Genomic DNA, 21,402 nt, shown 5'->3' with positions numbered 1-21,402 from the left:
CTCCGCGGCGCCGAGCGCAAGAGGCATCCGGATCCCGCTGTCGGGACGGGCCGCTTCGGATCGCTCGGTAGACTGGACCGCCTGTTTTCCCGCGGCCCCCGGAGCGCATCCCGCGCCTCCCGGCCCGCGGCGGCGGACCCTCGGAAGGCGGACGATGACGGACGGCAGCACTGTGCAGGCCACCGAGCTCTCTCGGGAGCGCGACTACGTGGCGGCGCTCTACGCCCGCCTCGACGAGCTGATCGCCCAGGCCCGCGAGGCTCTGGACACCGTCCGCATCGAGAGCGTCGGCGGCAACCACCAGAGCCGCTCCGAGCGCGACGCGTACGCGCGGCTCTACGAGGACCGCATCCGCTCGCTCACCGGCGCCGACGACCGGCTCGCCTTCGGCCGGCTGACGCTCGCGGACGCCGACGCCGAGCACCGCTACATCGGCCGGATCGGCCTGCGCGACGAGGAGCAGGACACGCTGCTGCTCGACTGGCGCGCCCCGCAGTCGGCCGCGTTCTACCAGGCCACCGCCGCCCGGCCGATGGGGACGCGCGCCCGGCGCCACCTCACCACTCGGGGCCGCGAGGTCCTCCGCTTCGAGGACGAGGTCTTCGACGAGGAGCTGCTGCGCGAGGGCACCGTGCTGCAGGGCGAGGGCGCGCTCATGGCGGCTCTCGGCGCTCAGCGCACCGGCCGGATGCACGACATCGTCGCGACCATCCAGAGCGAGCAGGACCGCATCATCCGGTCCGAGCTGCGCGGCGTGCTCGTCGTGCAGGGCGGGCCGGGCACCGGCAAGACCGCGGTCGCCCTGCACCGGGCCGCCTACCTCCTGTACTCCTACCGAGACCGCATCGCCTCCTCCGGCGTGCTCGTGGTCGGCCCCTCGCGGTCCTTCCTCCGCTACATCGAGGCGGTGCTGCCCTCGCTCGGCGAGACGGGCGTCGTCCTCTCGACGCTCGGCCAGCTCTACCCGGGCCTCGACCTCGTCGAGGAGGACGTGCCCGCGGTCGCCCGCGTGAAGGGCTCGGCGCGGATGGCGGAGCTGCTCAAGCGCGCGGTCCGCTCCCGCCAGACCGTCCCGGCCGAGACCCAGGTGCTCGACGTCAACGGCGAGAAGCTCCGTCTGGAGCCGCAGGACGTGGAGCGCGCGATCACCCGGGCGCGCGACACTCGCAAGCCGCACAACGAGGCGCGCGTCTCCTTCGTCAAGACGCTGCTCTCGCAGCTCACCCGCCAGCTCGCCGATCAGCTGCGGAGCCACGGCAGCACGGTCGACGAGGCCGACGAGGCGGTGCTGCGCGAGGACGTGCGGACCGCCCACGACGTCCGCGTCGCTCTCAACACCGCGTGGATCCCGCTGACCCCCGAGAAGCTGCTGCAGGACCTCTACGCCCGTCCGAACTGGTTCGCGACGCTCACGCCGCGCTGGACCGCCGCGCAGCGCTCCCTCCTCCGCCGCGACCGCGACGCTCCGTTCACGGTCTCCGACGTGCCGCTGCTCGACGAGGCCGCGGAGCTGCTCGGCGCCTACGACGACCTCGCCGACGCCTCGAAGAAGGCCGAGAAGGAGCAGCGCAAGCGCGACGTCGAGAACGCGGAGGCCGCCATCCGCAACATGGGCGTCGACGGCCTCGTCAACGCCAAGGACCTCGCGGCCGGCTTCGCCGAGCGCTCTGTGCTCGGCACCACCGCCGAGCGGGCCGCGGCCGACCGCACCTGGACCTACGGGCACGTCGTGGTCGACGAGGCGCAGGAGCTCTCGCCGATGCAGTGGCGGGTGCTGCTGCGCCGCTGCCCGATGCGCTCGTTCACGATCGTGGGCGACGTCGCGCAGGCGTCCGGCGCCTCCGCCGCCTCGAGCTGGGACGCCGCGCTCCGCGACACCTTCGGCCGCCAGGGCCGGGGAGTGGAGGCGGCGCCGTGGCGCCTGGAGGAGCTGACGGTCAACTACCGCACGCCCGCGCAGATCGTCGCCTTCGCCGAGCGGACGGCGCGCGAGAACGGGCTGGAGATCACGCCGGGGGAGGCCGTGCGCTCCACCGAGTGGCCGGTGCGGACGATCCGCGACCGCGGCGACGCGAGCCTCGCCGAGCGCGTGCTGGCGGCCGTCGTCGAGGACCGGGCGATCGAGGCGGAGGGGACGCTCGCGGTCATCGCGCCCGACGACGACCTCGCCGCGATCGCCGAGCGCCTCGAGGAGCGGTTCGGCCGGGAGGTGGGCCGCGGAGCGACCGGGCTCGACCGTGCGATCGCCGTGCTGTCGACGAACGACGCCAAGGGGCTCGAGTTCGACTCCGTGATCATCGCCCGCCCTCGCCTCATCGCGCAGACCGGCGAGCGCGGCGCCGCATCGCTCTACGTCGCGATGACCCGGCCGACGCAGCGCCTCACGCTCGTGGAGTGAGTGCTCGCAGCCCGCTCCCAGACTCCGCTCCCGAGCGCCGTAGGATCGAGGCATGAGCAGCGAGAACCTGACCAAGCCCGAGGTCGACGCCCCTGAGGGCCCGGCCCCCGACACCCTCGTCGTCGAGGACATCGTCGTCGGCGACGGCGCCGAGGCGCAGCCCGGCTCGACCGTCGAGGTCCACTACCTCGGCGTCGAGTACGACACCGGCGAGGAGTTCGACTCCTCCTGGAGCCGCGACCAGTCGATCAACTTCCCCCTCAACAACCTCATCCGCGCCTGGCAGCAGGGCATCCCGGGGATGAAGGTCGGCGGCCGCCGCAAGCTGATCTGCCCGCCCGCGCTGGCGTACGGCCCGGCCGGCGGAGGGCACCCGCTCTCCGGCAAGACCCTGATCTTCGTGATCGATCTGCTCGGCACCGAGTAGCTCCGAGCACACGAAGAAGGCGCAGCTCCTAACGGGGCTGCGCCTTCTTCACCCGGTCGACCAGCTCGCGCCAGGCTCCGTCGAGCTCGGTCTCGCCGAGGCGGACGTGGTGCGTCTGCACGCGGATCTCGTAGACGAAGCGGTCGGCCCGGCCGGGGGACTCGCCGTCGGCGGCGTCCCAGGGGAGCGAGCCGAGCAGGTCGCGCCACGCGCCCTCGTCGGGCTGCTGCTCGACGTCGACCCGCCACACCCGGCGGAGGCCGGCGACTCCGCCGCTGCGCGACACGATGACGTCCATGCGCGCGATGCTACCCGCCTCCGCCCTCGATCGGACCGGCTCAGGCGGACAGGGTCACGCCGACCGTCGTCCAGCCGGTGCGCACGGCGGCCTCGACCTCGGAGCCGGATCCGTAGCGCTCGGCGGCGGCCTGCACGGTGAGCGCGGCGAACGCCTCGAAGTCGGCCGTCGCGGTGAGGACGCCCCCGGTCAGCACGTCGTACCAGACCTGCCCTGCGCGCTCCCACGCCTTCCCGCCGAGGGTCGTCGCCGCCACGGCGAACGCGCGGTTGGGGATCCCCGAGTTGATGTGCACTCCGCCGTTGTCGTCGTCGGTCTCGACGTAGTCGGCCATCGAGCCCGGCTGCGGGTCGGAGCCGAGGACGTCGTCGTCGTACGCGGTGCCGGGGGCGATCATCGACCGCAGGGCCGTGCCCTGCACCTCGTCGGTGAAGAGCCCCTCGCCGATCAGCCAGCTCGCCTCGTCGGCGCTCTGGCCGGCGCCGTACTGCTCCAGCAGGGCTCCGAACACGTCCGAGACCGACTCGTTGAGCGCCCCGGACTGGCCGCGGTAGACGAGGTTCGCCGTGTACTCGGTGATGCCGTGGGCGAGCTCGTGGCCGATCACGCTCTGCGAGACGGTGAAGCGGCGGAACACCTGGCCGTCCCCGTCGCCGAAGACCATCCGCGAGCCGTCCCAGAAGGCGTTGTCGTAGTCGTCGCCGAAGTGCACGGTCGCGTCGAGCGGAAGCCAGGCGTCGTCGATCGAGTCGCGGCCGTACGCACCCTGCAGGAAGGCCGACATCGCGCCGAGGCCGTCGTACGCCTCGTCGACGGCCGCGTCCCCCGTGGCCGCCTCGCCCTCGCGGCGGACGACCGTGCCGGGCAGGGTCTCCTCGGTCCGCGCGTCCGCGATGGTGCGCTGGAGGGACTGCACGCGGGTGCGCGGCGAGGACGTCGCGGCGGCGGTCGGCGCCCCGCGGTCGGGCGCGGGCTCTCCGGGCCGGACGCGCCGGAACGGCACGTCCTGCTCGAGCGAGCGGCTCGCGGCCCGCGCGGCCCGGGCGAAGGCCGGATCGTCGAGGCGGGCGATGCGGACGAGGAGGTACGGCGGCACGACAGTTCGTCTCATGCCCCGATCCTGGCACCGACGTCCGACACGGTCCCGGGCTCGCCCGGCGGGCCCGCATGCGGTAGCACCGAGCGGTAGCGTGAGCGCGACGAGCGGTTTCCAGCGATCCGGGGCCAGGCCCCGAGGACGACGAGGGCGGACATGGGCATCATCACGCGGGGCTTCTTCGGCAAGAGGGAGGCGGACCCGGACCTCCCGCCGGGCCAGCACCTCGAGAACGGCTTCCCCGTCCTCTCGATCGGGCCCACCCCGAACATCCACGAGTGGGCCTTCTCCATCGACGGCGGGCCCGCGGGCGTGCGCCGCTGGAACCGGGAGGAGTTCGACGCGCTCCCGCACGAGGACGTGCACACCGACATCCACTGCGTGACCCGGTGGTCGAAGCTCGGCACCAGCTGGCGCGGCGTCTCGGTCGACACGCTGCTGGAGGGCCTGGAGACGGACGCCGGCTTCGTCATGGCGCAGAGCTTCGGCGGCTACACGACGAACCTCCCGCTCGCCGAGATCCGCGGCGGGAGGGCCTGGGTCGTCACCGAGTTCGAGGGGAAGCCCCTCGCGGCCGAGCACGGCGGCCCCGCCCGGCTCCTGGTGCCGCACCTCTACTTCTGGAAGAGCGCGAAGTGGGTGCGGACCCTCCGCCTGATGCCCGGCGACGAGCCCGGCTTCTGGGAGCAGAACGGCTACCACATGCACGGGGACCCCTGGAAAGAGGAGCGCTACTGGTGATGTGGACGGAGGCGGTGGCCGAGTCGGTCGCGCCGCTCACGCCCACGTCGCGCCTCCTGGTGCTCCGCGTGCCCGGGTGGCCGGGCCACCTGGCGGGGCAGCACCTCGACGTGCGCCTCACCGCGCCCGACGGCTACCAGGCGAGCCGCTCCTACTCGATCGGCGCCCCGGCCGACGGGGAGCGGGTCGAGCTCGCGGTCGAGCGGCTGGACGACGGGGAGGTCTCCCCGTACCTGGTCGACGGCCTCGAAGCGGGCGACCGGCTCGAGATCCGCGGTCCGATCGGCGGCTGGTTCGTCTGGCGTCCGGAGCAGGCGGAGCCGGTGCAGCTGATCGCGGGCGGGAGCGGCGTGGTGCCGCTGATGGCGATGGCGCGCGAGCACGCCCGGTCCGGGAGCGCGGCGCGGATGCAGCTGCTCTACTCGGTCCGCTCGCCCGTCTTCGCCTACTACCGCGAGGAGCTGGCGGCGCTCGCCGAGCGGCCGGCCGCGACGGGCGGAGTCGCGGTGGACCACGTCTTCACCCGGGTGGCGCCGGCGGGAGCGGCGCGTCCGGCCGGCCGCGTCACTCCGGAGCTGCTCGCCGAGGCGGCTCTGCCGGCCCCGCTCGAGCCGACCGTCTACGTGTGCGGCCCGACCTCGTTCGTCGAGGCCGTCGCCACCGCCCTGGTCGAGCAGGGCCACGCGCCCGAGCGCGTCCGCACCGAGCGCTTCGGCGGCGCCTGACGCCTGTCCCCGCGAGGCGCCGCGCCCCGGCGGCGCCTCGCGGGGAGGGATCACTCGAAGGAGACGGTGCGGTTCTCGCCGATGTCGGGCTGTCCGCCGGTGACGGCGGCCTTGAGGACCTTGAACAGCACGACCGGACGGGGCTCGTCGGTCGCCCACAGCTCGACGGTCTCGGCCTCGACGCGGATCAGCGCGACGGTCGGGTCGTCCTTGCCGTCGGGGAACCAGCCGGCGACGGCCGGGGACCACAGCTCGTCCACCTTCGCCGGGTCGTGCACGACAGTCGCCGAGCCGGCCACCGACAGGTAGCCCTTCTTCGACTCGAACGCGACGTTGACGCTCGGGTTCGCGCGGATGTCGTCGACCTTGGGCGACGGGTCCTGCGTGAAGAACCACAGCTCGCCGTCGAAGTCGATGTCCTGGGCCTTGAGCGGACGGCTGACGAGCTGCCCGGTGGCGTTGACGGTGGTGAGGAGCCCGATCCCGGCGCTCTTCACCATCTCGGTGATCTGCTCGCGGTCGTCGGAGTCGGCGGGAGTGATGTCGGTGTCGGTCATGGTGCCGACGCTACGCGGACCGCGCGCCGCCGCAAGGGGTGGCGACGCCTCCCCGCGCGTGTCTAGCGTCGAGGCATGGACACCGAATCGACGTACACCGCCATCCTCGACAGCGGAGCGGAGCAGGAGAGCATCCGCCTCGAGATGATCGACGGCTCCCCGCAGCGCTCCTTCACCCGCCTGGCCGACATCGACGGCGAGGAGGTCGAGGTGATCTGGGAGCTGGAGCCCGACGACGACGGCTTCCACGTCTACCGCCCGGTGCGGGTCGAGGGCCGCGACGACGACAGCGGACTGGTCTCGGACGACCGGCTGACCGACGGCGGCGGCGCCGACGCGGCCTCCGGCGACTGATCTGCGGCGCGCTCGTCCGCCGGCCTGAGCCGAGCGGGCGGGCGCGCTGTCCCGTCCGCCTCGAGGGAGACGCCCCTCCGCTCAGGCCGTCGGGTGGAGGGCGTCGTACGCGCGGAACCCCGGCCGCAGTCGCAGCACCGCGGCGAGGATCGCGATGATCGCGAGCCCGCCCGCGAGCGGCGGCAGCCAGAGCAGCGCGAGCGAGGCGAGCAGTCCCGTGTAGAGGTCGCCGACCCGCGGGCCGCCCGTCACCACGACGATGAACACGCCCTGGAGACGACCCCTCATGTTGTCCGGGACCGCGGTCTGCAGCATCGTCTGCCGGAAGATCGAGCTGACGTTGTCCGAGGCGCCCGCGCCGGCCAGGGCGACCGCCGCCAGCGCGATGAGCACCGCGTTCGGCGCCGACGCGTCGTGCTGCACGAGTGCGGCACCGAGCAGGACCGCGCCGAACGCGACCACGAACGCTCCGTACACCTGGATCGAGCGGCCGATCGCGAGGCCCTGCCGGCGGACCCCGGTGAGCCGGCCCGAGAAGACGCCGCTGATCAGCGCTCCGATCGCGAACGCGGCCGTGAGGGCGCCCACCGTCACCGCGCCTCCGCCGAGCAGCACGGCGGCGGCCGCCGGGAAGACCACGCGCGGCTGTCCGAAGGTCATGGCCACGATGTCGACCAGGAAGGACATCCGGATGTTCGGGGCGCCCTTCAGGAAGCCCAGGCCGTAGCGGAGGGACTCCAGCCCCGGCCGCTGCCGCTCGCCCTCGGGCACGAGCGCCGGCAGCCCCGCGATGCCGAGGAACGCGGCGAGGAACAGCACGACGTCGATCGTGTACGTGATCGCGAAGCCGGAGGAGGCGACCAGCACGCCGGCGAGGGCGGGCCCCACGGTCACCTCGACTCCGCTCGCGATGCCGCCCAGCGCGGCGGCGGCGGGGACCAGCTCGGTGCGGAGCAGCCGCGGAGCCAGCGTCATCCGGGTGGTCACGATCACCGTCGTCGCCACCGCGTTCACGGCGGTGAGCGCGTAGAGGGAGAGCGGGGTCTCGGCGCCGAGCCAGGCGAGGGCCGCGATCCCCGCGGTCGAGCCCCAGGCCACGACCGCGGCGAGCAGGAGCACCAGGCGGCGGTCGAACGCGTCGGCGAGCATCCCGCCGTAGAGGCCGGCGATCACGGTCGGGACCAGCGCCACCACGCCGACCAGCGCGACCGCGAGGGTCGATCCGGTGAGCTCGTAGATGTGCAGGCCGACCGCGACGATCGTCATCTGGCCGCCGATGCCCGAGATCACGTTGCCGGCCCAGAGCCGGGCGAAGGCCGGGGACTCGCGGAGGGGGGAGACGTCGAGGACGTGGCTGCGCCGGGGGGCGCGGGGGGTCTGGCTCACTCGCTCCATTCTGCTGACTCCGCCGCCCCGGCGGGCCGCGTCGCGCCGATCCGGGGGCTCAGGGGTCATCCCCTAGGGTGAGAGGCATGAGCACGTCATCCGACGGCGCGCCCGGGCGTCAGGGTCCTCCTGCCCCGCGAGCAGCCGGAGCCGCCCCCTCGCGACGCTCGATCCGCACCGCCGCCGAGGCGGGCGCGCGTCGCGCGGCGGCCGCCACGGGCGGTCGGCGCAGCTCCACGGGCGGCGTCCGCGCCGGAGCCGCTCGGACCGGTGCCACGGCCTCGGGAGCTCGCGGTTTCCTCCGCCGCTACGGAGCCGGGATCGTCTCGGTCCTCCTGGCCGTCCTCGCCGTCCCGCTGTCGTTCTTCGTCTGGTACGCCCTTATCTCGCTCGGCGCCTACCCGGGCGACCAGGCCGTCAGCGACCTGCTGGTCGGCGTGCTCTACACCGCGCTCGTGCACGCGGTCCTGCTCGCCGGGATCCTGCTCGCCGTCTCCACCCTCCGCGCCCGGCGTCGCGAGAAGCGTCCGCCGATCGCCGGCTGGATCGGCGTGGTCCTCAACGTCCTCGTGCTCGTCTACTGGCAGCTGCTGGTCTCGCCGTGGCTCGTCGTGCTCTGGAACCGGGCCACCGGCTCCTGATACCGCCCTCCCTCTGGTAGAGTCGTGCAGTTGCCGTTCGACGGCCGCGGATCAAGAGAGCCCACGCATCAGGCGCCGGGCACCGCGCAACGAGAGAGAGGGGATCCCATATATGGCACTCGAAGCAGATGTCAAGAAGGCGATCATCGAAGAGTACGCGACCCACCCCGGTGACACCGGATCCCCCGAGGTGCAGGTGGCCGTCCTGACCAAGCGGATCAAGGACCTCACCGAGCACCTCAAGGAGCACAAGCACGACCACCACTCGCGTCGTGGTCTGCTGCTGCTCGTGGGTCAGCGTCGTCGACTCCTCGGCTACCTGTCGGATGTGGACATCAACCGCTACCGCTCGCTGATCGAGCGTCTCGGTCTGCGCCGCTAGCTCCTCCCGGAGCAGGGCGCGGTCTCGATGACACCGTGAACTTCTTGCCGAACGGGCCGTCCTCCTCGCGGAGGGCGGCCCGTTCCGCGTTCCCGGGCGGACGAGGCGCGCGGCGCCGGTCAGGGCAGGGGAGCGGGGCGGTCGATTCCGCCCCACGAGTAGCCGCTCGAGGCCGAGAACCAGTCGGCCGCGGCCTGCTGGAGCGCCGTGTCCTCCTCGGGGCGGCCGGGAGCCTCCACGGCGTCGACGAGCCCGGGCAGGGCGATCCGCCACGCCGCCGCGCTGCGCTGGGCGCGGGCCCAGTCGCGCGCGCACACCGGGTCCTCGGCCGCCGCGGCGAGAGCCCGCGGCGAGGTCACCCGCCAGCCGGTGTCCGACTCCGCGACCACGACCGCGCAGGTGAGCGCGGCGCCGCGGATGATGCTGTCGGGACCGGCGGAGGGGCCGATCGCCTGATCCTGAGCCGCGACCACCGCGGTGAGCGCGAGCTGCAGCCGGGTCGAGGGCTCGTCGGGCCGCGGTTGGATCCTCCCGTCGCCGGCCGAGACCGAGGCCGCCGATCCGGGTGCGAGGAGCAGCCCGGAGGAGGACTGCGACGCGTGCAGGCTCAGCAGACCCGTCACTCCGTCCGTCCCGCTCGTCACGCCCCGCACCGAGGAGTCGCCGAGACTCCAGACGACGGGGGTGCGGTTGTGGATCGTGAGGCGCCGGTGGTCCTCGTCGAGGCAGGCCACGAGGTGGCCGGCCGGCACGCCCGCTCCGCCTTCGAAGGCGGACGAGGCGGCCAGCAGCTCCCGCGCGTCGTCGCACTGGGCGGGGGCGTCGGAGGCGGCGGCGGACTGACCGGCGACCGGCGCCCGGGGGGCGAGGGAGCCCTGCACGCCCGCGACCGCCGCCGTGGTGAGCGCCGCGGCGGCGAGGAGGAGGACCACGCCGCGCCTGCCCATCCTCCGCACCTCCTGGTCGGAGGCTAGCCCGGCGCGGGCGCTCGGGCCAGCGCTGCGAGGGGCTCGCGAAGCGTCCGGCAGGAATTCTTTCGAAGAATCTCAGACCGGGTGCATCCGAGGAGGCGCCTCGGCCGGAAGTAGTGGTGAAGGCCCTTCTCGACCACCCCCCGACCCCACGCGGGTCCCATCGTGAAAGAGGAACACCGTGACCATCTCCCGCTTCTCCCGCAGCCTGCTCGCCGGTGCCTGCATCGGAACCCTGGCCGTCGTCGGCATCGCCGCCACGCCCGCCGCCGCCGCCGACGCCGACTCGGCCGACCTCTCGGTCCTGCACGCCGTCCCCGATACCCCGGTCGACGTCTACGTCGACGGCAAGCTGACGCTCGACGACTTCACCCCCGGCTCGCTCGCCGGCCCGCTCGACCTCCCCACCGGCACCTACAAGGTCGCCATCACGGCCTCCACCGCCGCGGACGCCAGCGCCCCCGTGATCGGCCCGATCGACATCAGCCTCGAGGCGGGGAAGAGCTACACCGTCGCGGCGCACCTCAAGCCGGACAACACCCCCACCGCGACCCTCTTCACCAATGACATCTCGAAGACCGCCGCGGGCGAGGGCCGGCTCACGGTCCGCCACATCGCCGCCGCTCCGGCCGTGGACATCCTCGCCGGAGGGTCGCCCGTCCTGACGAACGTGACGAACCCGAACGAGGGCGTGCTGAACCTCGCCCCGGCCACGATCTCGACCGTGGTCGCCGCGACCGGGACCACCGCGCCGGTCATCGGCCCGGCCGACGTGCAGGTCCAGGAGGGCGTGAACACGATCGTCTACGCCTGGGGCAGCCTGGAGAAGGGCAACCTCGCTCTCGCGACGCAGACCATCGACGGACTGCACTCCTCGCCGTCGGGCGTCCCCGCCGGTGAGGCCGGCCTCGCCGCGGACAACCGTCCCGACGCCGCCGCGGGCTGGTGGGGCGGAGCACTGCTCGCCGCCCTCGCCGCCGCCGGCGCCGTGCTGATCGGCCGCCGCACCGCCGCCTCGCGTCGCTGACCCGAGGCTCCGACCGCCGGGTCGGCCGTGCTGGAGCGCGGCCGTCCCGGCACCCCCGACCACGACCCAGGAGGACGCCATGAGCCGGAGCCCCTTCCCTCTGCGCGTCCTCGCCGTGGTCGGGCTGATCGTGGCCGGTGCCGGTCTCGCCGGATGCGCGGCGCAGGAGTCCCGGGTGGAGCCCGCTCCCGCCGCCGTCTCCTCGGCGCCCCAGCAGCCGGTGCCGGCCACGGTCCCCTCCTCGCCCGCGGCGGCCCTGCCGGAAGCGGTGCCGTCCGTCCCGGTGGCGGACGCCCGGCTCGGCGCGACCCCCGCCCCCACCGCGCTCGCTCCCGAGCGGCTCGTCGTCGACGGGCTCCCCGTCGACATGGCCGTCGAGCCGGTCGGAGTCGCGGACGACGGCACGATGGAGCTCGTGCCCGACACGCAGGTCGCCGGCTGGTACCGCTTCGGCGCCGGCCTCGACGAGCCGGAGGGCACGGTCGTGATCGCCGCGCACGTCGACTCCCTCGCCTACGGCCTCGGGCCGTTCGTCGAGCTGAAGAAGGCGGTCCCGGGCCAGACCGTGACCCTCACCGGCGCGGACGGCGCGGAGCGCGCGTACACCGTCTCGACGGTGGAGACCACGGAGAAGACCACGGTCGACCTCTCGGCCGTGTTCGCCGCCGACGGACCGCCGCGGCTGGTCCTGATCACCTGCGGCGGCGACTTCGACTACGACACCCGCCACTACCTCAGCAACGTGGTAGTCACGGCCGTCCCGGCCGGCTGATCCGCCCGCCCGAGCCTCAGCGACGTACGATGAGCCTCGCAGCGCCGCACGCCCCCGGGCGGCAGCGCTCCCCGCAGCCCTGGAGGGACCCCCTGATCGAGACCATCGAGCCCGCCGACGGCGCCGAGGCCGACAGCGCTCTCGTGGCCCGGCTCGGCCGCCGCTTCGCCGCAGGGGAGGAGGCGGCGCTCGCCGAGGCGTACTCGCGCTGGTCGCCGCTGGTCTTCACGCTGGCGCTGCGCTCGCTGGGCGACCGCGGCGACGCGGAGGACGTGGTGCAGCGCGTCTTCGTCTCGGCCTGGACCTCGCGCTCGGGCTTCGACCCCGGACGGGCGGCTCTCGGAGCCTGGCTGGTGGGGATCTCCCGGAGGAGGATCGCGGACGCGCACGAGGCGCGGGCGCGCGAGCGGAGGCTCACCGAGGCCCTCGTCGCCGTCACGCCGGTCGAGGAGGGGGAGGCCCCCGTCGACCTCGAGGCGCGGATCCTGATCGCCGACGAGCTGGCCCGCCTGGATCCCGTCCCCCGGCGGGTGATCGGCCTCGCCTTCTACGAGGACCTCACCCACACCGAGATCGCCGAGCGCACCGGCCTGCCGCTCGGTACCGTCAAGAGCCACATCCGCCGCAGCCTCGACCGGCTCCGCTCCCGCCTGGAGGTGAGCAGCACATGACCCACCTCGATCCCGACGAGCTCGCCCTGCTCGCCCTCGGCGAGCACTCGAGCGACGCCGAGCAGGCCCACCTGCGCGACTGCCCCGACTGCGCCCGGCAGCTGGTCGAGCTCGGCCACGCCGCGGGCCTGGGCCGTGCGAGCCGTGCTGTCGAGCTGGAGGCGCCGCCCGCGATCGTCTGGGACCGCATCCGCGAGGAGCTCGCCCTCGGCGACCTCGGGCCCGGCGCCCTGCCGTCGTCGGCCGCTGCCGTGCCGCCTCCGCTCGCCCTTCCCCCGGGACGGCACCGCCCCGCCCGCCGTCGCCGGCCCCGCGCTCTGAGCGCCGTGCTGGCCGCTCTCGGCGCGCTCGTCATCGGGGTCGCGGGCGGAGCCTGGTGGCAGGCCTCGCGGAGCGACGACACCGCCGCCGTCGTGGCGCGCGCTGATCTCGCCGCTCTCCCCGACTGGCAGGGAGCGAGCGGAACCGCCGAGCTGGAGGACGCCGACGGCACCCGCCGCCTGCACGTGCACCTCGATGCGCAGAGCGCGGACGACTCGTACCGGGAGGTCTGGCTCCTCGCCGCCGACGCCTCCGGGCTGGTCGGGCTCGGCGTGCTCGACGGGACCGACGGCGTCTTCGCCGTGCCCGACGACGTCGACCTCGCCGAGTACCCGCTCGTGGACGTCTCCCAGGAGCCGTTCGACGACGACCCGGAGCACTCCGGCGACTCGATCGTCCGCGGCCCCCTGCGCGAGGGCTGAGGCCTAGGCCGACCGCTCCGCCAGCACGGCCGTGAGCGCCTGCGCCGCGGCGGAGGGGCGCGGCGCCGTGCAGACCGAGAGCTCCCAGACCAGCCCCGGCCAGTCGAGCGCGAGGGCCGTGACGCCCTCCAGCGGCTCGACGCCCGCGCGCGGCACGATCGCCGGCCCCAGCCCCGCCTGCACGAAGCGGGGGATCCCCGGCAGATCGGCGACCTCGGTGGCCACCCGGCGCGACGCCCCGGCTTCGCGGAAGGCGAGGTCGACGGCGACCCTGTTGCCGAAGCCGGCGGGCGTGTCCACGAAGGTGAGCCCGTCGAGGTCCTGCGGGGAGGGCGGTCCCGCCGCGGCGAGCGGATGCGCGCTCTCCACCAGCAGGACGTAGTCGCTGCGCACCAGCCGCGTCACCGCCAGGCCCCGCAGCTGCGTCGCCGGCAGTGCCAGCAGAGCGGCGTCGAGCAGGCCGCGGCGCAGGTCCTCGGCGAGACCGGTGGAGCCGGTGGTCGAGGTGCGCAGGAGCAGGTCCACCAGCGGGTGCCGAGTGCGGAAGACGCCGAGCGCGCCGGGCAGGTCGACGAGGTCGAGGGCGGAGAAGGTGCCCACCCGCACCCGCCCGCGGAGCCCCGCCGCGTCATCGGCCGCGAGCGAGCGCATCCGGTCGAGGCTGTCGATCGCCGATCGGGCCGAGGGCAGGAGCGCCTCGCCGACCGCGGTGAGCGCCACCCGCCGGGTCGAGCGGGCGAACAGCGGCGAGCCGAGCTCCTGCTCGAGCGAGCGGATGCTCGCCGAGAGGGTCGACTGCACGACGAACAGGCGCGCGGCCGCCCGGGTGAAGCTGAGCTCCTCGGCGACGGCGACGAAGGCGGCGAGCTGGCGGTCGTCCATCCGCCCATTATCCAGCAGGGACGATCAATCCAACCGAGATCCTCCGTTGGACACGGATGATGGGGCGGAGCACTGTGGACACCGTGACCACCACCGAGCGCTCCCTCCCATCCGTCCACCGCCGCGAGCTCCCGCACCGCCACGGCTTCCGGGTGATCGCCGTCGCCTTCCTCACGGTGATGGCGTTCTCGACCGTGCCGACACCGCTCTACGCGATCTACCAGCAGCGCGACGGGTTCCCGGCCTTCGTCGTCACCGTGGTCTTCGCCGCGTACGCGGTCGGAGTCGTGGCGAGCCTCTTCCTCGCCGGGCACGTCAGCGACTGGCTCGGCCGCCGCCGGATCCTGCTCGCGTCGATCCTCGTCGAGGTCCTGGCGGCCGCCGTGTTCCTGCTCTGGCCGGACGTGCCCGGGCTGATCCTCGCCCGCCTGCTGACCGGGCTCGGCGTCGGCGCGCTCACCGCGACGGCCACCGCCCACCTCTCGGAGCTGCGCGCCGTCGCCCGCCCGGAGGAGGGCCCCGGCGCCTCCCGCGCCGTCTCCGCCCTCGTCAACATGGGCGGGCTGGCGCTCGGCCCGCTCGTCGGCGGGGTGTTCGCCGTGACGGTGCGCGAGCCCCTGGTCGTCCCGTACGCCGTGTTCCTCGTCCTCCTGGTCGTCCTCGGGATCGGCGTCGCGCTCGTCCCCGAGACGGTCGAGCGGCGCGAGGTCCTCCCGGCCTACCGTCCGCAGCGCCTGGCCGTGCCGGCCGCCTCCCGCGGCGTCTTCCTCTCGGCTGCGGTCGGCGCGTTCGCCGGGTTCGCCGTGTTCGGCCTCTTCACCTCGCTGGCGCCGACCTTCCTCGCCGGGCGCTTCGGCGAGACCTCCCACCTCGAGGCGGGCGCGGTCTCCTTCGGGGTCTTCGCCGCCGGAGCCGTCGCGCAGCTGGTCTCGATCCGGCTGTCCTCGCGGACGGCGCTCCGCCTCGCGGCCGTGGCGCTGACGGCCGGGCTGCTGCTGGTCGCGACCGGCGCCGTGATCGTCTCGGTGTCCGCCTTCATCGTCGGCGGGGTGCTCGCGGGAGCGGGCGTGGGCCTGCTCTTCCGCCTGGCGCTCGGAGTCGCCGGCTCGCTCGCCACCGACGAGACCCGCGGCGAGGTGCTCGCGGCCGTGTTCCTCGCCGCCTACCTCGGCCTCGCGGTGCCGGTCCTGGCGATCGGTGCCGCGCTCGCGCTCCTGCCGGCCGTCCCGGTCCTGCTCGGCTTCGTCGCCGTCGTGCTCGTCCTGGTGCTCTCGGCGATCGCCCGGATGCGGCGCACCGCCTGACGCGAGCGGGGGAGGGGCCGCGCGCTGGACAATGGGGGCATGAAGCTCTTCCCGTTCGGACGCGGCGACGCGAACCCCCTCCCCTCCGACGACCGCGGCTCGGGCAAGCTCGACGACTACGACTACGAGCTGCGCCCGAAGTCGCGGCGCGGCGACACCCTCCTCCGCCTCGCCGACTCCCGGCCGCACCAGGACGAGATCGCGCGGGTGCTCGCCCTCGGCGAGGACGAGGTCACGGCCGTGATCCCGCGCCGCACCGCGGAGGAGGAGCGCGTGGACGCTCCGATGCCGGTCCGCCTGTTCGCGGCCCAGCGCCCCTCGGGGCTCGTCGGCCAGGTGCCGCGCGGTCTCGAGAACGTGGTCGAGGCCGCCCTCGCCCGGCTCTCGGAGGCGGGGAGGTCGCCCCGCGTGCCGGCCCGCATCGTGAGCGCGAGGGGCGGGCTGCGTGTCGAGCTGCTGATGCACGAGACGCGGGGCTGACGGGCTGAAGGCCCCCGGGTCGGCGCGGTCCATGGAGGAACCGCACCGCGGCTGATAGCATGAACCGGTTCCGAATCCGAAAGCGACCGCCGGTCGACCCAGGGTTCGAGCCACGGAGCAGGCCGGCAGGAAGCTGGTCCTCGGTGGTGGAGTCCCGGACGGCGGCAGCGTGCGACAGAGCACGGGCCGCCGCGGCACGAGTCGCAGGCGGCACGTCCCGCTCGCGGCACAGGTCGCGACAGCCCGGAGCTCTTCTACTGGTGGCCAGCACGAACGCCCTCCACACGACGGCACGGCGCGAAGCCCTGCCGTGGGATCGTCTCGATTCCTGACCGGACCGCTGCTCCGACGAACGCCGGCGCCCAGAAGGGGCGCCGCTGCAGACGTTAAGGAGACAGACCTCTTGGAAGGTCCTGAAATCACATTCGCCGAAGCCGTTCTCGACAACGGCTCGTACGGCACCCGCACCGTCCGCTTCGAGACCGGCCGCCTCGCGCAGCAGGCTCAGGGCGCCGTCGCCGCCTACCTCGACGAGGACACCATGCTCCTCTCGGCCACGTCGGCCTCGAAGAACCCGAAGGACAACTTCGACTTCTTCCCGCTGACCGTCGACGTCGAGGAGCGCTCCTACGCCGCCGGCAAGATCCCCGGCTCGTTCTTCCGCCGCGAGGGCCGCCCCTCCACCGAGGCGATCCTGGTCTGCCGTCTGATCGACCGGCCGCTGCGCCCCTCGTTCGTCGAGGGCCTGCGCAACGAGGTCCAGATCGTCATCACGGTCCTCAGCATCGCGCCGGACGAGTTCTACGACGCCCTCGCGATCAACGCCGCGAGCGCGTCCACGCAGATCTCCGGCCTGCCGTTCTCCGGCCCGGTCGCCGGCGTCCGCCTGGCGCTCATGTCCGACGGCTCCGGCAACGACCAGTGGGTCGCCTTCCCCAAGGCCTCCCAGCTGGAGAACGCCGTCTTCGACCTCACCGTCGCGGGCCGCGTCGTCACCAACGAGGACGGCTCCTCGGACGTCGCCATCATGATGGTCGAGGCCGAGGCCACGGAGTCCTCCTGGAACCTCATCAAGGCGGGTGCGACCAAGCCCAGCGAGGACGTCGTCGCCGAGGGCCTCGAGGCCGCCAAGCCCTTCCTCCGCGCACTCGTCGAGGCGCAGGCGAAGCTCGCGGCCGAGACCGCGAAGCCGGTCAAGGACTACCCGGTTTTCCTGCCCTACGCGCAGGAGACCTACGACAACGTCGCCGAGCTCAGCTACGACGAGCTCGTCCGCGTGTACCAGATCGCCGACAAGGTCGAGCGGCAGGACGCCGACGACGCCCTCAAGGCGCGCGTCAAGGAGCAGATCGCCGAGCGCATCGCCTCGGGTCAGCTGTCGGCCGAGGCCTACAACCAGGTCGGAGCGGCGTACAAGTCCGTCACGAAGGTGGTCGTCCGCGGCCGCATCCTCCGCGACGGCGTGCGCATCGACGGACGCGGCCTGGCCGACATCCGCCCGCTCGACGCCGAGGTGCAGGTCATCCCGCGCGTCCACGGCTCGGCCATCTTCCAGCGCGGCGAGACCCAGATCCTGGGTGTCACCACGCTGAACATGCTCAAGATGGAGCAGCAGATCGACTCGCTGTCGCCCGTCACCAAGAAGCGGTACCTGCACCACTACAACTTCCCGCCCTACTCGACCGGTGAGACCGGCCGCGTCGGATCGCCGAAGCGTCGCGAGATCGGGCACGGCTTCCTCGCCGAGCGCGCCCTCGTGCCGGTGCTGCCGAGCCGCGAGGAGTTCCCCTACGCGATCCGCCAGGTCTCCGAGGCGCTGAGCTCCAACGGCTCGACCTCGATGGGCTCGGTCTGCGCGTCGACCCTGTCGCTCCTCAACGCCGGAGTGCCGCTGCGCGCCCCGGTCGCGGGCATCGCGATGGGCCTCGTGTCCGACGTCGTCGACGGCCAGACCCGCTACGCGGCGCTGACCGACATCCTGGGCGCCGAGGACGCGCTCGGCGACATGGACTTCAAGGTCGCCGGAACCGCCGAGTTCGTCACGGCCATCCAGCTCGACACGAAGCTCGACGGCATCCCGTCGTCGGTGCTCGACGCCGCGCTCAAGCAGGCCAAGGACGCCCGCACCACGATCCTCGCGGTGCTCACGGCGGCCATCGACCAGCCCGACGAGATGGCCCCGACCGCGCCCCGCGTGATCTCGGTGCAGATCCCCGTCGACAAGATCGGCGAGCTGATCGGCCCCAAGGGCAAGACGATCAACGCGATCCAGGACGAGACCGGCGCCGACATCTCCATCGAGGAGGACGGCACCGTCTACATCGGAGCCGTCGACGGTCCGTCGGCCGAGGCCGCGCGTGCGCAGGTCAACGCCATCGCGAACCCGACCAACCCCGAGGTCGGCGAGCAGTTCCTCGGAACCGTCGTCAAGCTCGCGACCTTCGGCGCGTTCGTCTCGCTCCTCCCCGGCAAGGACGGACTGCTGCACATCAGCGAGGTCCGCAAGCTCGCCGGCGGCAAGCGCGTCGAGAACGTCGAGGACGTCCTCGGAGTCGGCCAGAAGCTGCTCGTCCAGATCACCAAGATCGACGACCGCGGCAAGCTGTCCCTCGCGCCCGTCGTGGCCGAGGAGGCCGAGGTCGAGGCTCCCGCCGAGAGCTGATCCCTCCTGCACGACCGTGACGCCCGTCCCACTCCGGTGGGGCGGGCGTCCGTCGTCGGCGGGGCATGGGGTACGGTGGCGGGACCGCGCCGCACCGCCCCGACCGGAGGACTCCGTGACCGACCCGACGCCCCTGGCCACCGAGCCGGAGACGCTGCTCCTCTCACGCACCCTGGGTCGGACCGGCCTCCCCGTGCATCCGCTCGCCCTCGACGGCTCCGTCTTCGGCTGGGCCGCCGGGATCGACGACACCACCGAGGTGCTCGACGCTTTCGGCCGTCTCGGCGGCACCCTGATCTCGACCGCGGACCACTACGCGACCGGTCGGAGCGAGTACATGATCGGCCGCTGGCTCGAGCAGAGCGGGCTGCGCGAGCGGATGCTGGTCGCGACGAAGGTCGGCCGGCACCCGGACGCGCCGGGCCTCGCCCCGGAGGACGTCCGCATCGCGATCGAGGGGAGCCTCGAGCGGCTCGGCACCCGGATCGACCTGCTCTCGTTCGACAGCGAGGACCCCGGGATCCCCATCGCCGACAGCCTGGCGGCGGTCGCGCCGTTCCTGGCGGACGGATCGGTCGGCGCCCTGGGCGCCGCGCACTTCAGCGGAGCCGCGATCACGGCGCTGCACGAGACGGCGACCGCGTTCGCGCTGCCGTCGCTCTCGGCCGTCGTGTCGGAGTACAGCCTGATGGAGCGCCGGACCTACGAGACCGACGTCGCGCCCGAGGTGGTGCGGCTCGAGCTCGGCACCCTCGCGCGGCTGCCCCTGGCGAGCGGCTACCTCACCGGCGCCCTGCGCAGCCGCACGGACGAGCCGGAGTCGGCCCTGTTCGAGGCGGGCCTGGACTACGTCGGCCGCCACGGCTCCCGCGTGCTCGCTGCCCTCGACGAGATCGCCGGGGCCCACGGCACGGAGCCCGGCGTGGTCGCGCTCGCCTGGGTGCTCTCGCACCAGGAGGTCTCGGCGGCGATCGTCCGGGCGCGGAACGCCGCGGAGCTCGAGTCGCTGTTCGCGGCGGCCGCGCTCCCGCTGACCCGGAGCGACATCGCTCAGCTGGACCGCGTCTCCGCCTGAGGCTCTCGCCCGCTGGTCCGCCGCCGTCGAGCGCCGCGCCCCGCGCCGGGCTCGGAGCGGGGCGCGGCGAGGTTCAGCGGCGCAGGATGCGCGCCTCCCACGGGCCGAGCGTCGACCCGGTCGCACCGGCGACGTTGCCGAGGACCGTCTCGGCAGCCGCCCACTCCTCGAGCAGCGGCACCTCGAGCGGCTCACCGGACACGTTCCCGACGACGAGCAGCTCGCCCGGTCCGGTGCGCGTGAAGGCGAAGAGCGCGGGGTGCTCGGGCTCCAGCAGCGCGAAGCGGCCCAGCTGCACCGTCTCGTCGGCGTGCCGCAGCGCGATCAGCGCCCGGTAGTACTCGAAGACCGACCGCTCGGCGGCCCGATCGGCGGCGACGTTCACCTCGGCGGCGTTCGGGTTGACCGCGATCCACGGCTCGCCGGTCGTGAAGCCGGCCTGGAGGCTGTCGTCCCACTGCACCGGCGTGCGGGCGTTGTCGCGGCTCTGCGCGCGCAGCCCGGCGAGCACGGTCGCCGGGTCCTCGCCGCGCTCGCCGACGGCCTCGGCCCAGTAGTTCAGGGATTCGACGTCGCGGAAGTCCTCGATGCCGGCGAACGGGACGTTCGTCATCCCGATCTCGTCGCCCTGGTAGATGTACGGCGTGCCGCGCTGGAGGTGGAGGAGCGTCGCCCAGAGGGTCGCGGACTCGTAGCGGTGCGCGCCGTCGTCCCCGAAGCGCGAGACGAGACGCGGCTGGTCGTGGTTGCCGAGGTACAGGCTGTTCCAGCCGCGCTCGGCCAGGCCGTCCTGCCAGCGCGCGAGGTTGGCCTTCAAGGCGACCAGGTCCAGCGGCACCGGGTGGAACTTGTCGACTCCGTGGTCGATGCCGACGTGCTCGAACTGGAAGACCATGTCGAGCTCACGCCGCTCGGGATCGGTCACGAGCACCGCCTCCTCGAGGGTGACCCCGGGCATCTCGCCGACGGTGAGGAAGGAGCCCTCGCGGTGCGCGAACACGGCCTCGTGCATCTCGCGGAGGTACTCGTGGAGCCGCGGACCCACCCCTCCGACGATGCCCGCGCCGCCCTGCTCGCCGTCGACGGCTCCGACGTCCTTCGAGACGAGGTTGATCACGTCCATCCGGAAGCCGTCCACTCCGCGGTCGAGCCAGCGGTTCATCATCGCGTGCACCGCGTGCCGCACCTCGGGGTTCTCCCAGTTGAGGTCCGGCTGCTGCACCGCGAAGAGGTGGAGGAAGTACTCGTCCGTCGCCGGGTCGAGCGTCCAGGCCGGGCCGGAGAAGTAGGAGCGCCAGCCGTTCGGCTCGGCGACGTCGAGGCCGGCGCCGGCGGCCGCCTCGAGCTCGCGGCCGGGCTCGGCCGAGCGGCGCCCGCGGCGCCACCAGTACCAGTCGCGCTTCGGGTCCTCCTGCGAGGAGCGGGACTCGACGAACCAGGCGTGCTCGTCGCTCGTGTGGTTGACCACGAGGTCCATCACGATGCGGATGCCGCGCTCGTGGGCCTCCGCGAGGAGCAGGTCGAACTCCTCCAGCGTCCCGAACCGCGGGTCGATGTCCTCGTAGTCCGAGATGTCGTAGCCGTTGTCGTGCTGCGGCGACGGGTAGACCGGCGAGAGCCAGATCACGTCGACCCCCAGGTCGGCGAGGTGGTCGAGCTTCGAGCGGATGCCGCCCAGGTCGCCGATGCCGTCGCCGTTCGAGTCCGCGAACGAGCGCGGGTAGATCTGGTAGACGACGGCGCTCGTCCACCAGGGCGCTGACGTCTCCCGCTCGGGGGAGCCGGGGGTCGGGGCGGCGGTCTCGGAGGG

General features: G+C 73.5%; 22 protein-coding genes. 15 read left to right on the top strand and 7 right to left on the bottom strand.

Annotation, left to right across the window (positions count from 1 at the left end; all coding sequences use genetic code 11):
- The first annotated feature begins 154 nt into the window (after positions 1 to 154).
- Both C5C29_RS06255 and C5C29_RS06250 read left to right on the top strand, forming a co-directional pair.
- Complete coding sequence (locus tag C5C29_RS06255; RefSeq protein ID WP_104308130.1) at positions 155 to 2,398, top strand: UvrD-helicase domain-containing protein; 2,244 nt, start codon at positions 155 to 157, stop codon at positions 2,396 to 2,398.
- A 52-nt stretch (positions 2,399 to 2,450) separates the two neighbouring features.
- Positions 2,451 to 2,825, top strand: coding sequence for an FKBP-type peptidyl-prolyl cis-trans isomerase (locus C5C29_RS06250; RefSeq protein ID WP_104224823.1), 375 nt, complete (start codon positions 2,451 to 2,453; stop codon positions 2,823 to 2,825).
- A gap of 28 nt (positions 2,826 to 2,853) precedes the next feature.
- On the opposite strand, the gene C5C29_RS06245 is transcribed toward C5C29_RS06250, so the two are convergent.
- Both C5C29_RS06245 and C5C29_RS06240 read right to left on the bottom strand, forming a co-directional pair.
- A complete protein-coding gene (locus tag C5C29_RS06245; RefSeq protein WP_104226281.1) occupies positions 2,854 to 3,123 on the bottom strand; it encodes a protealysin inhibitor emfourin in 270 nt (89 codons plus the stop codon).
- 40 nt (positions 3,124 to 3,163) lie between these two features.
- Positions 3,164 to 4,234 carry a M4 family metallopeptidase gene (locus C5C29_RS06240; RefSeq protein ID WP_104257230.1) on the bottom strand — a complete coding sequence of 357 codons (1,071 nt, stop codon included), beginning with the start codon at positions 4,232 to 4,234 and terminating at the stop codon, positions 3,164 to 3,166.
- A 141-nt stretch (positions 4,235 to 4,375) separates the two neighbouring features.
- Between C5C29_RS06240 and C5C29_RS06235 the strand changes: the two genes are divergently transcribed.
- Both C5C29_RS06235 and C5C29_RS06230 read left to right on the top strand, forming a co-directional pair.
- Complete coding sequence (locus tag C5C29_RS06235; protein ID WP_104224820.1) at positions 4,376 to 4,960, top strand: molybdopterin-dependent oxidoreductase; 585 nt, start codon at positions 4,376 to 4,378, stop codon at positions 4,958 to 4,960.
- A complete protein-coding gene (locus tag C5C29_RS06230; protein ID WP_104283799.1) occupies positions 4,960 to 5,685 on the top strand; it encodes a ferredoxin reductase in 726 nt (241 codons plus the stop codon). Before C5C29_RS06235 ends, C5C29_RS06230 begins: the two co-directional genes overlap by 1 nt.
- A gap of 50 nt (positions 5,686 to 5,735) precedes the next feature.
- Here C5C29_RS06230 and C5C29_RS06225 read toward each other — a convergent pair whose 3' ends face one another.
- Positions 5,736 to 6,242 carry a pyridoxamine 5'-phosphate oxidase family protein gene (locus C5C29_RS06225; protein ID WP_104224818.1) on the bottom strand — a complete coding sequence of 169 codons (507 nt, stop codon included), beginning with the start codon at positions 6,240 to 6,242 and terminating at the stop codon, positions 5,736 to 5,738.
- A gap of 75 nt (positions 6,243 to 6,317) precedes the next feature.
- Here C5C29_RS06225 and C5C29_RS06220 point away from each other — a divergent pair, with 75 nt between their 5' ends.
- Positions 6,318 to 6,596 carry a hypothetical protein gene (locus tag C5C29_RS06220; protein ID WP_104308129.1) on the top strand — a complete coding sequence of 93 codons (279 nt, stop codon included), beginning with the start codon at positions 6,318 to 6,320 and terminating at the stop codon, positions 6,594 to 6,596.
- 81 nt (positions 6,597 to 6,677) lie between these two features.
- Here C5C29_RS06220 and C5C29_RS06215 read toward each other — a convergent pair whose 3' ends face one another.
- Positions 6,678 to 7,982: an MFS transporter gene (locus C5C29_RS06215; RefSeq protein ID WP_258069468.1), complete on the bottom strand. Its 1,305-nt coding sequence runs from the start codon at positions 7,980 to 7,982 to the stop codon at positions 6,678 to 6,680.
- 86 nt (positions 7,983 to 8,068) lie between these two features.
- On the opposite strand from C5C29_RS06215, the gene C5C29_RS06210 reads away from it, so the two are divergent.
- Positions 8,069 to 8,623 (top strand): hypothetical protein, encoded by a 555-nt coding sequence (locus C5C29_RS06210; RefSeq protein WP_104224815.1) that lies wholly within the window; start codon positions 8,069 to 8,071, stop codon positions 8,621 to 8,623.
- Positions 8,624 to 8,735: 112 nt separating this feature from the next.
- Positions 8,736 to 9,005: a 30S ribosomal protein S15 gene (gene rpsO / locus C5C29_RS06205; protein WP_068252328.1), complete on the top strand. Its 270-nt coding sequence runs from the start codon at positions 8,736 to 8,738 to the stop codon at positions 9,003 to 9,005.
- A 119-nt stretch (positions 9,006 to 9,124) separates the two neighbouring features.
- Here rpsO and C5C29_RS06200 read toward each other — a convergent pair whose 3' ends face one another.
- The gene (locus C5C29_RS06200; protein ID WP_104308128.1) at positions 9,125 to 9,952 is read right to left on the bottom strand and encodes a hypothetical protein; all 828 of its coding nucleotides are present in this window, start codon (positions 9,950 to 9,952) and stop codon (positions 9,125 to 9,127) included.
- Positions 9,953 to 10,157: 205 nt separating this feature from the next.
- Here C5C29_RS06200 and C5C29_RS06195 point away from each other — a divergent pair, with 205 nt between their 5' ends.
- The 4 genes from C5C29_RS06195 (at position 10,158) to C5C29_RS06180 (ending at position 13,189) form a co-directional block, all read left to right on the top strand.
- A complete protein-coding gene (locus tag C5C29_RS06195; RefSeq protein WP_258069467.1) occupies positions 10,158 to 11,003 on the top strand; it encodes a DUF4397 domain-containing protein in 846 nt (281 codons plus the stop codon).
- A 79-nt stretch (positions 11,004 to 11,082) separates the two neighbouring features.
- Entirely contained in the window at positions 11,083 to 11,775 is a 693-nt protein-coding gene (locus tag C5C29_RS06190) for a class F sortase (RefSeq protein WP_104262705.1), read from the top strand.
- Positions 11,776 to 11,804: 29 nt separating this feature from the next.
- A complete protein-coding gene (locus C5C29_RS06185; RefSeq protein ID WP_104226288.1) occupies positions 11,805 to 12,446 on the top strand; it encodes an RNA polymerase sigma factor in 642 nt (213 codons plus the stop codon).
- The gene (locus C5C29_RS06180) at positions 12,443 to 13,189 is read left to right on the top strand and encodes an anti-sigma factor (protein ID WP_104239041.1); all 747 of its coding nucleotides are present in this window, start codon (positions 12,443 to 12,445) and stop codon (positions 13,187 to 13,189) included. The genes C5C29_RS06185 and C5C29_RS06180 overlap by 4 nt, the downstream gene beginning before the upstream one ends.
- A gap of 3 nt (positions 13,190 to 13,192) precedes the next feature.
- Here the strand turns inward: C5C29_RS06180 and C5C29_RS06175 are convergent, their stop codons facing one another.
- Entirely contained in the window at positions 13,193 to 14,071 is an 879-nt protein-coding gene (locus C5C29_RS06175) for a LysR family transcriptional regulator (RefSeq protein WP_104308127.1), read from the bottom strand.
- An 83-nt stretch (positions 14,072 to 14,154) separates the two neighbouring features.
- Here C5C29_RS06175 and C5C29_RS06170 point away from each other — a divergent pair, with 83 nt between their 5' ends.
- The 4 genes from C5C29_RS06170 (at position 14,155) to C5C29_RS06155 (ending at position 19,592) form a co-directional block, all read left to right on the top strand.
- Positions 14,155 to 15,375, top strand: a complete 1,221-nt coding sequence (locus C5C29_RS06170) for an MFS transporter (RefSeq protein WP_258069466.1) — start codon at positions 14,155 to 14,157, stop codon at positions 15,373 to 15,375.
- 39 nt (positions 15,376 to 15,414) lie between these two features.
- On the top strand, positions 15,415 to 15,855 hold the full coding sequence (locus tag C5C29_RS06165; RefSeq protein WP_104308125.1) for a hypothetical protein: 441 nt from the start codon (positions 15,415 to 15,417) through the stop codon (positions 15,853 to 15,855).
- 403 nt (positions 15,856 to 16,258) lie between these two features.
- On the top strand, positions 16,259 to 18,517 hold the full coding sequence (locus C5C29_RS06160; RefSeq protein WP_104224806.1) for a polyribonucleotide nucleotidyltransferase: 2,259 nt from the start codon (positions 16,259 to 16,261) through the stop codon (positions 18,515 to 18,517).
- Positions 18,518 to 18,632: 115 nt separating this feature from the next.
- A complete protein-coding gene (locus C5C29_RS06155) occupies positions 18,633 to 19,592 on the top strand; it encodes an aldo/keto reductase (protein WP_104226294.1) in 960 nt (319 codons plus the stop codon).
- Between the two features lie 73 nt (positions 19,593 to 19,665).
- Here the strand turns inward: C5C29_RS06155 and C5C29_RS06150 are convergent, their stop codons facing one another.
- Positions 19,666 to 21,318: an alpha-glucosidase gene (locus C5C29_RS06150; RefSeq protein WP_104308159.1), complete on the bottom strand. Its 1,653-nt coding sequence runs from the start codon at positions 21,316 to 21,318 to the stop codon at positions 19,666 to 19,668.
- Between the last annotated feature and the right edge of the window lie 84 nt (positions 21,319 to 21,402).

Origin of the sequence: Rathayibacter sp. AY1H2 (assembly GCF_002931985.1) — a bacterium.
GTDB lineage: Bacteria > Actinomycetota > Actinomycetes > Actinomycetales > Microbacteriaceae > Rathayibacter.
Note: the sequence above shows the minus strand (reverse complement) of the source record. Positions and strands in the feature narration are given on the sequence as shown.

What these genes read in the sequence shown, in the direction of transcription:
- C5C29_RS06255 (WP_104308130.1), top strand. Translation starts at nt 155, where the DNA reads ATGACGGACGGCAGCACTGTGCAGGCCACCGAGCTCTCTCGGGAGCGC.
- C5C29_RS06250 (WP_104224823.1), top strand. Translation starts at nt 2,451, where the DNA reads ATGAGCAGCGAGAACCTGACCAAGCCCGAGGTCGACGCCCCTGAGGGC.
- C5C29_RS06245 (WP_104226281.1), bottom strand. Translation starts at nt 3,123, where the DNA reads ATGGACGTCATCGTGTCGCGCAGCGGCGGAGTCGCCGGCCTCCGCCGG.
- C5C29_RS06240 (WP_104257230.1), bottom strand. Translation starts at nt 4,234, where the DNA reads ATGAGACGAACTGTCGTGCCGCCGTACCTCCTCGTCCGCATCGCCCGC.
- C5C29_RS06235 (WP_104224820.1), top strand. Translation starts at nt 4,376, where the DNA reads ATGGGCATCATCACGCGGGGCTTCTTCGGCAAGAGGGAGGCGGACCCG.
- C5C29_RS06230 (WP_104283799.1), top strand. Translation starts at nt 4,960, where the DNA reads ATGTGGACGGAGGCGGTGGCCGAGTCGGTCGCGCCGCTCACGCCCACG.
- C5C29_RS06225 (WP_104224818.1), bottom strand. Translation starts at nt 6,242, where the DNA reads ATGACCGACACCGACATCACTCCCGCCGACTCCGACGACCGCGAGCAG.
- C5C29_RS06220 (WP_104308129.1), top strand. Translation starts at nt 6,318, where the DNA reads ATGGACACCGAATCGACGTACACCGCCATCCTCGACAGCGGAGCGGAG.
- C5C29_RS06210 (WP_104224815.1), top strand. Translation starts at nt 8,069, where the DNA reads ATGAGCACGTCATCCGACGGCGCGCCCGGGCGTCAGGGTCCTCCTGCC.
- rpsO (WP_068252328.1), top strand. Translation starts at nt 8,736, where the DNA reads ATGGCACTCGAAGCAGATGTCAAGAAGGCGATCATCGAAGAGTACGCG.
- C5C29_RS06200 (WP_104308128.1), bottom strand. Translation starts at nt 9,952, where the DNA reads ATGGGCAGGCGCGGCGTGGTCCTCCTCCTCGCCGCCGCGGCGCTCACC.
- C5C29_RS06190 (WP_104262705.1), top strand. Translation starts at nt 11,083, where the DNA reads ATGAGCCGGAGCCCCTTCCCTCTGCGCGTCCTCGCCGTGGTCGGGCTG.
- C5C29_RS06185 (WP_104226288.1), top strand. Translation starts at nt 11,805, where the DNA reads ATGAGCCTCGCAGCGCCGCACGCCCCCGGGCGGCAGCGCTCCCCGCAG.
- C5C29_RS06180 (WP_104239041.1), top strand. Translation starts at nt 12,443, where the DNA reads ATGACCCACCTCGATCCCGACGAGCTCGCCCTGCTCGCCCTCGGCGAG.
- C5C29_RS06175 (WP_104308127.1), bottom strand. Translation starts at nt 14,071, where the DNA reads ATGGACGACCGCCAGCTCGCCGCCTTCGTCGCCGTCGCCGAGGAGCTC.
- C5C29_RS06165 (WP_104308125.1), top strand. Translation starts at nt 15,415, where the DNA reads ATGAAGCTCTTCCCGTTCGGACGCGGCGACGCGAACCCCCTCCCCTCC.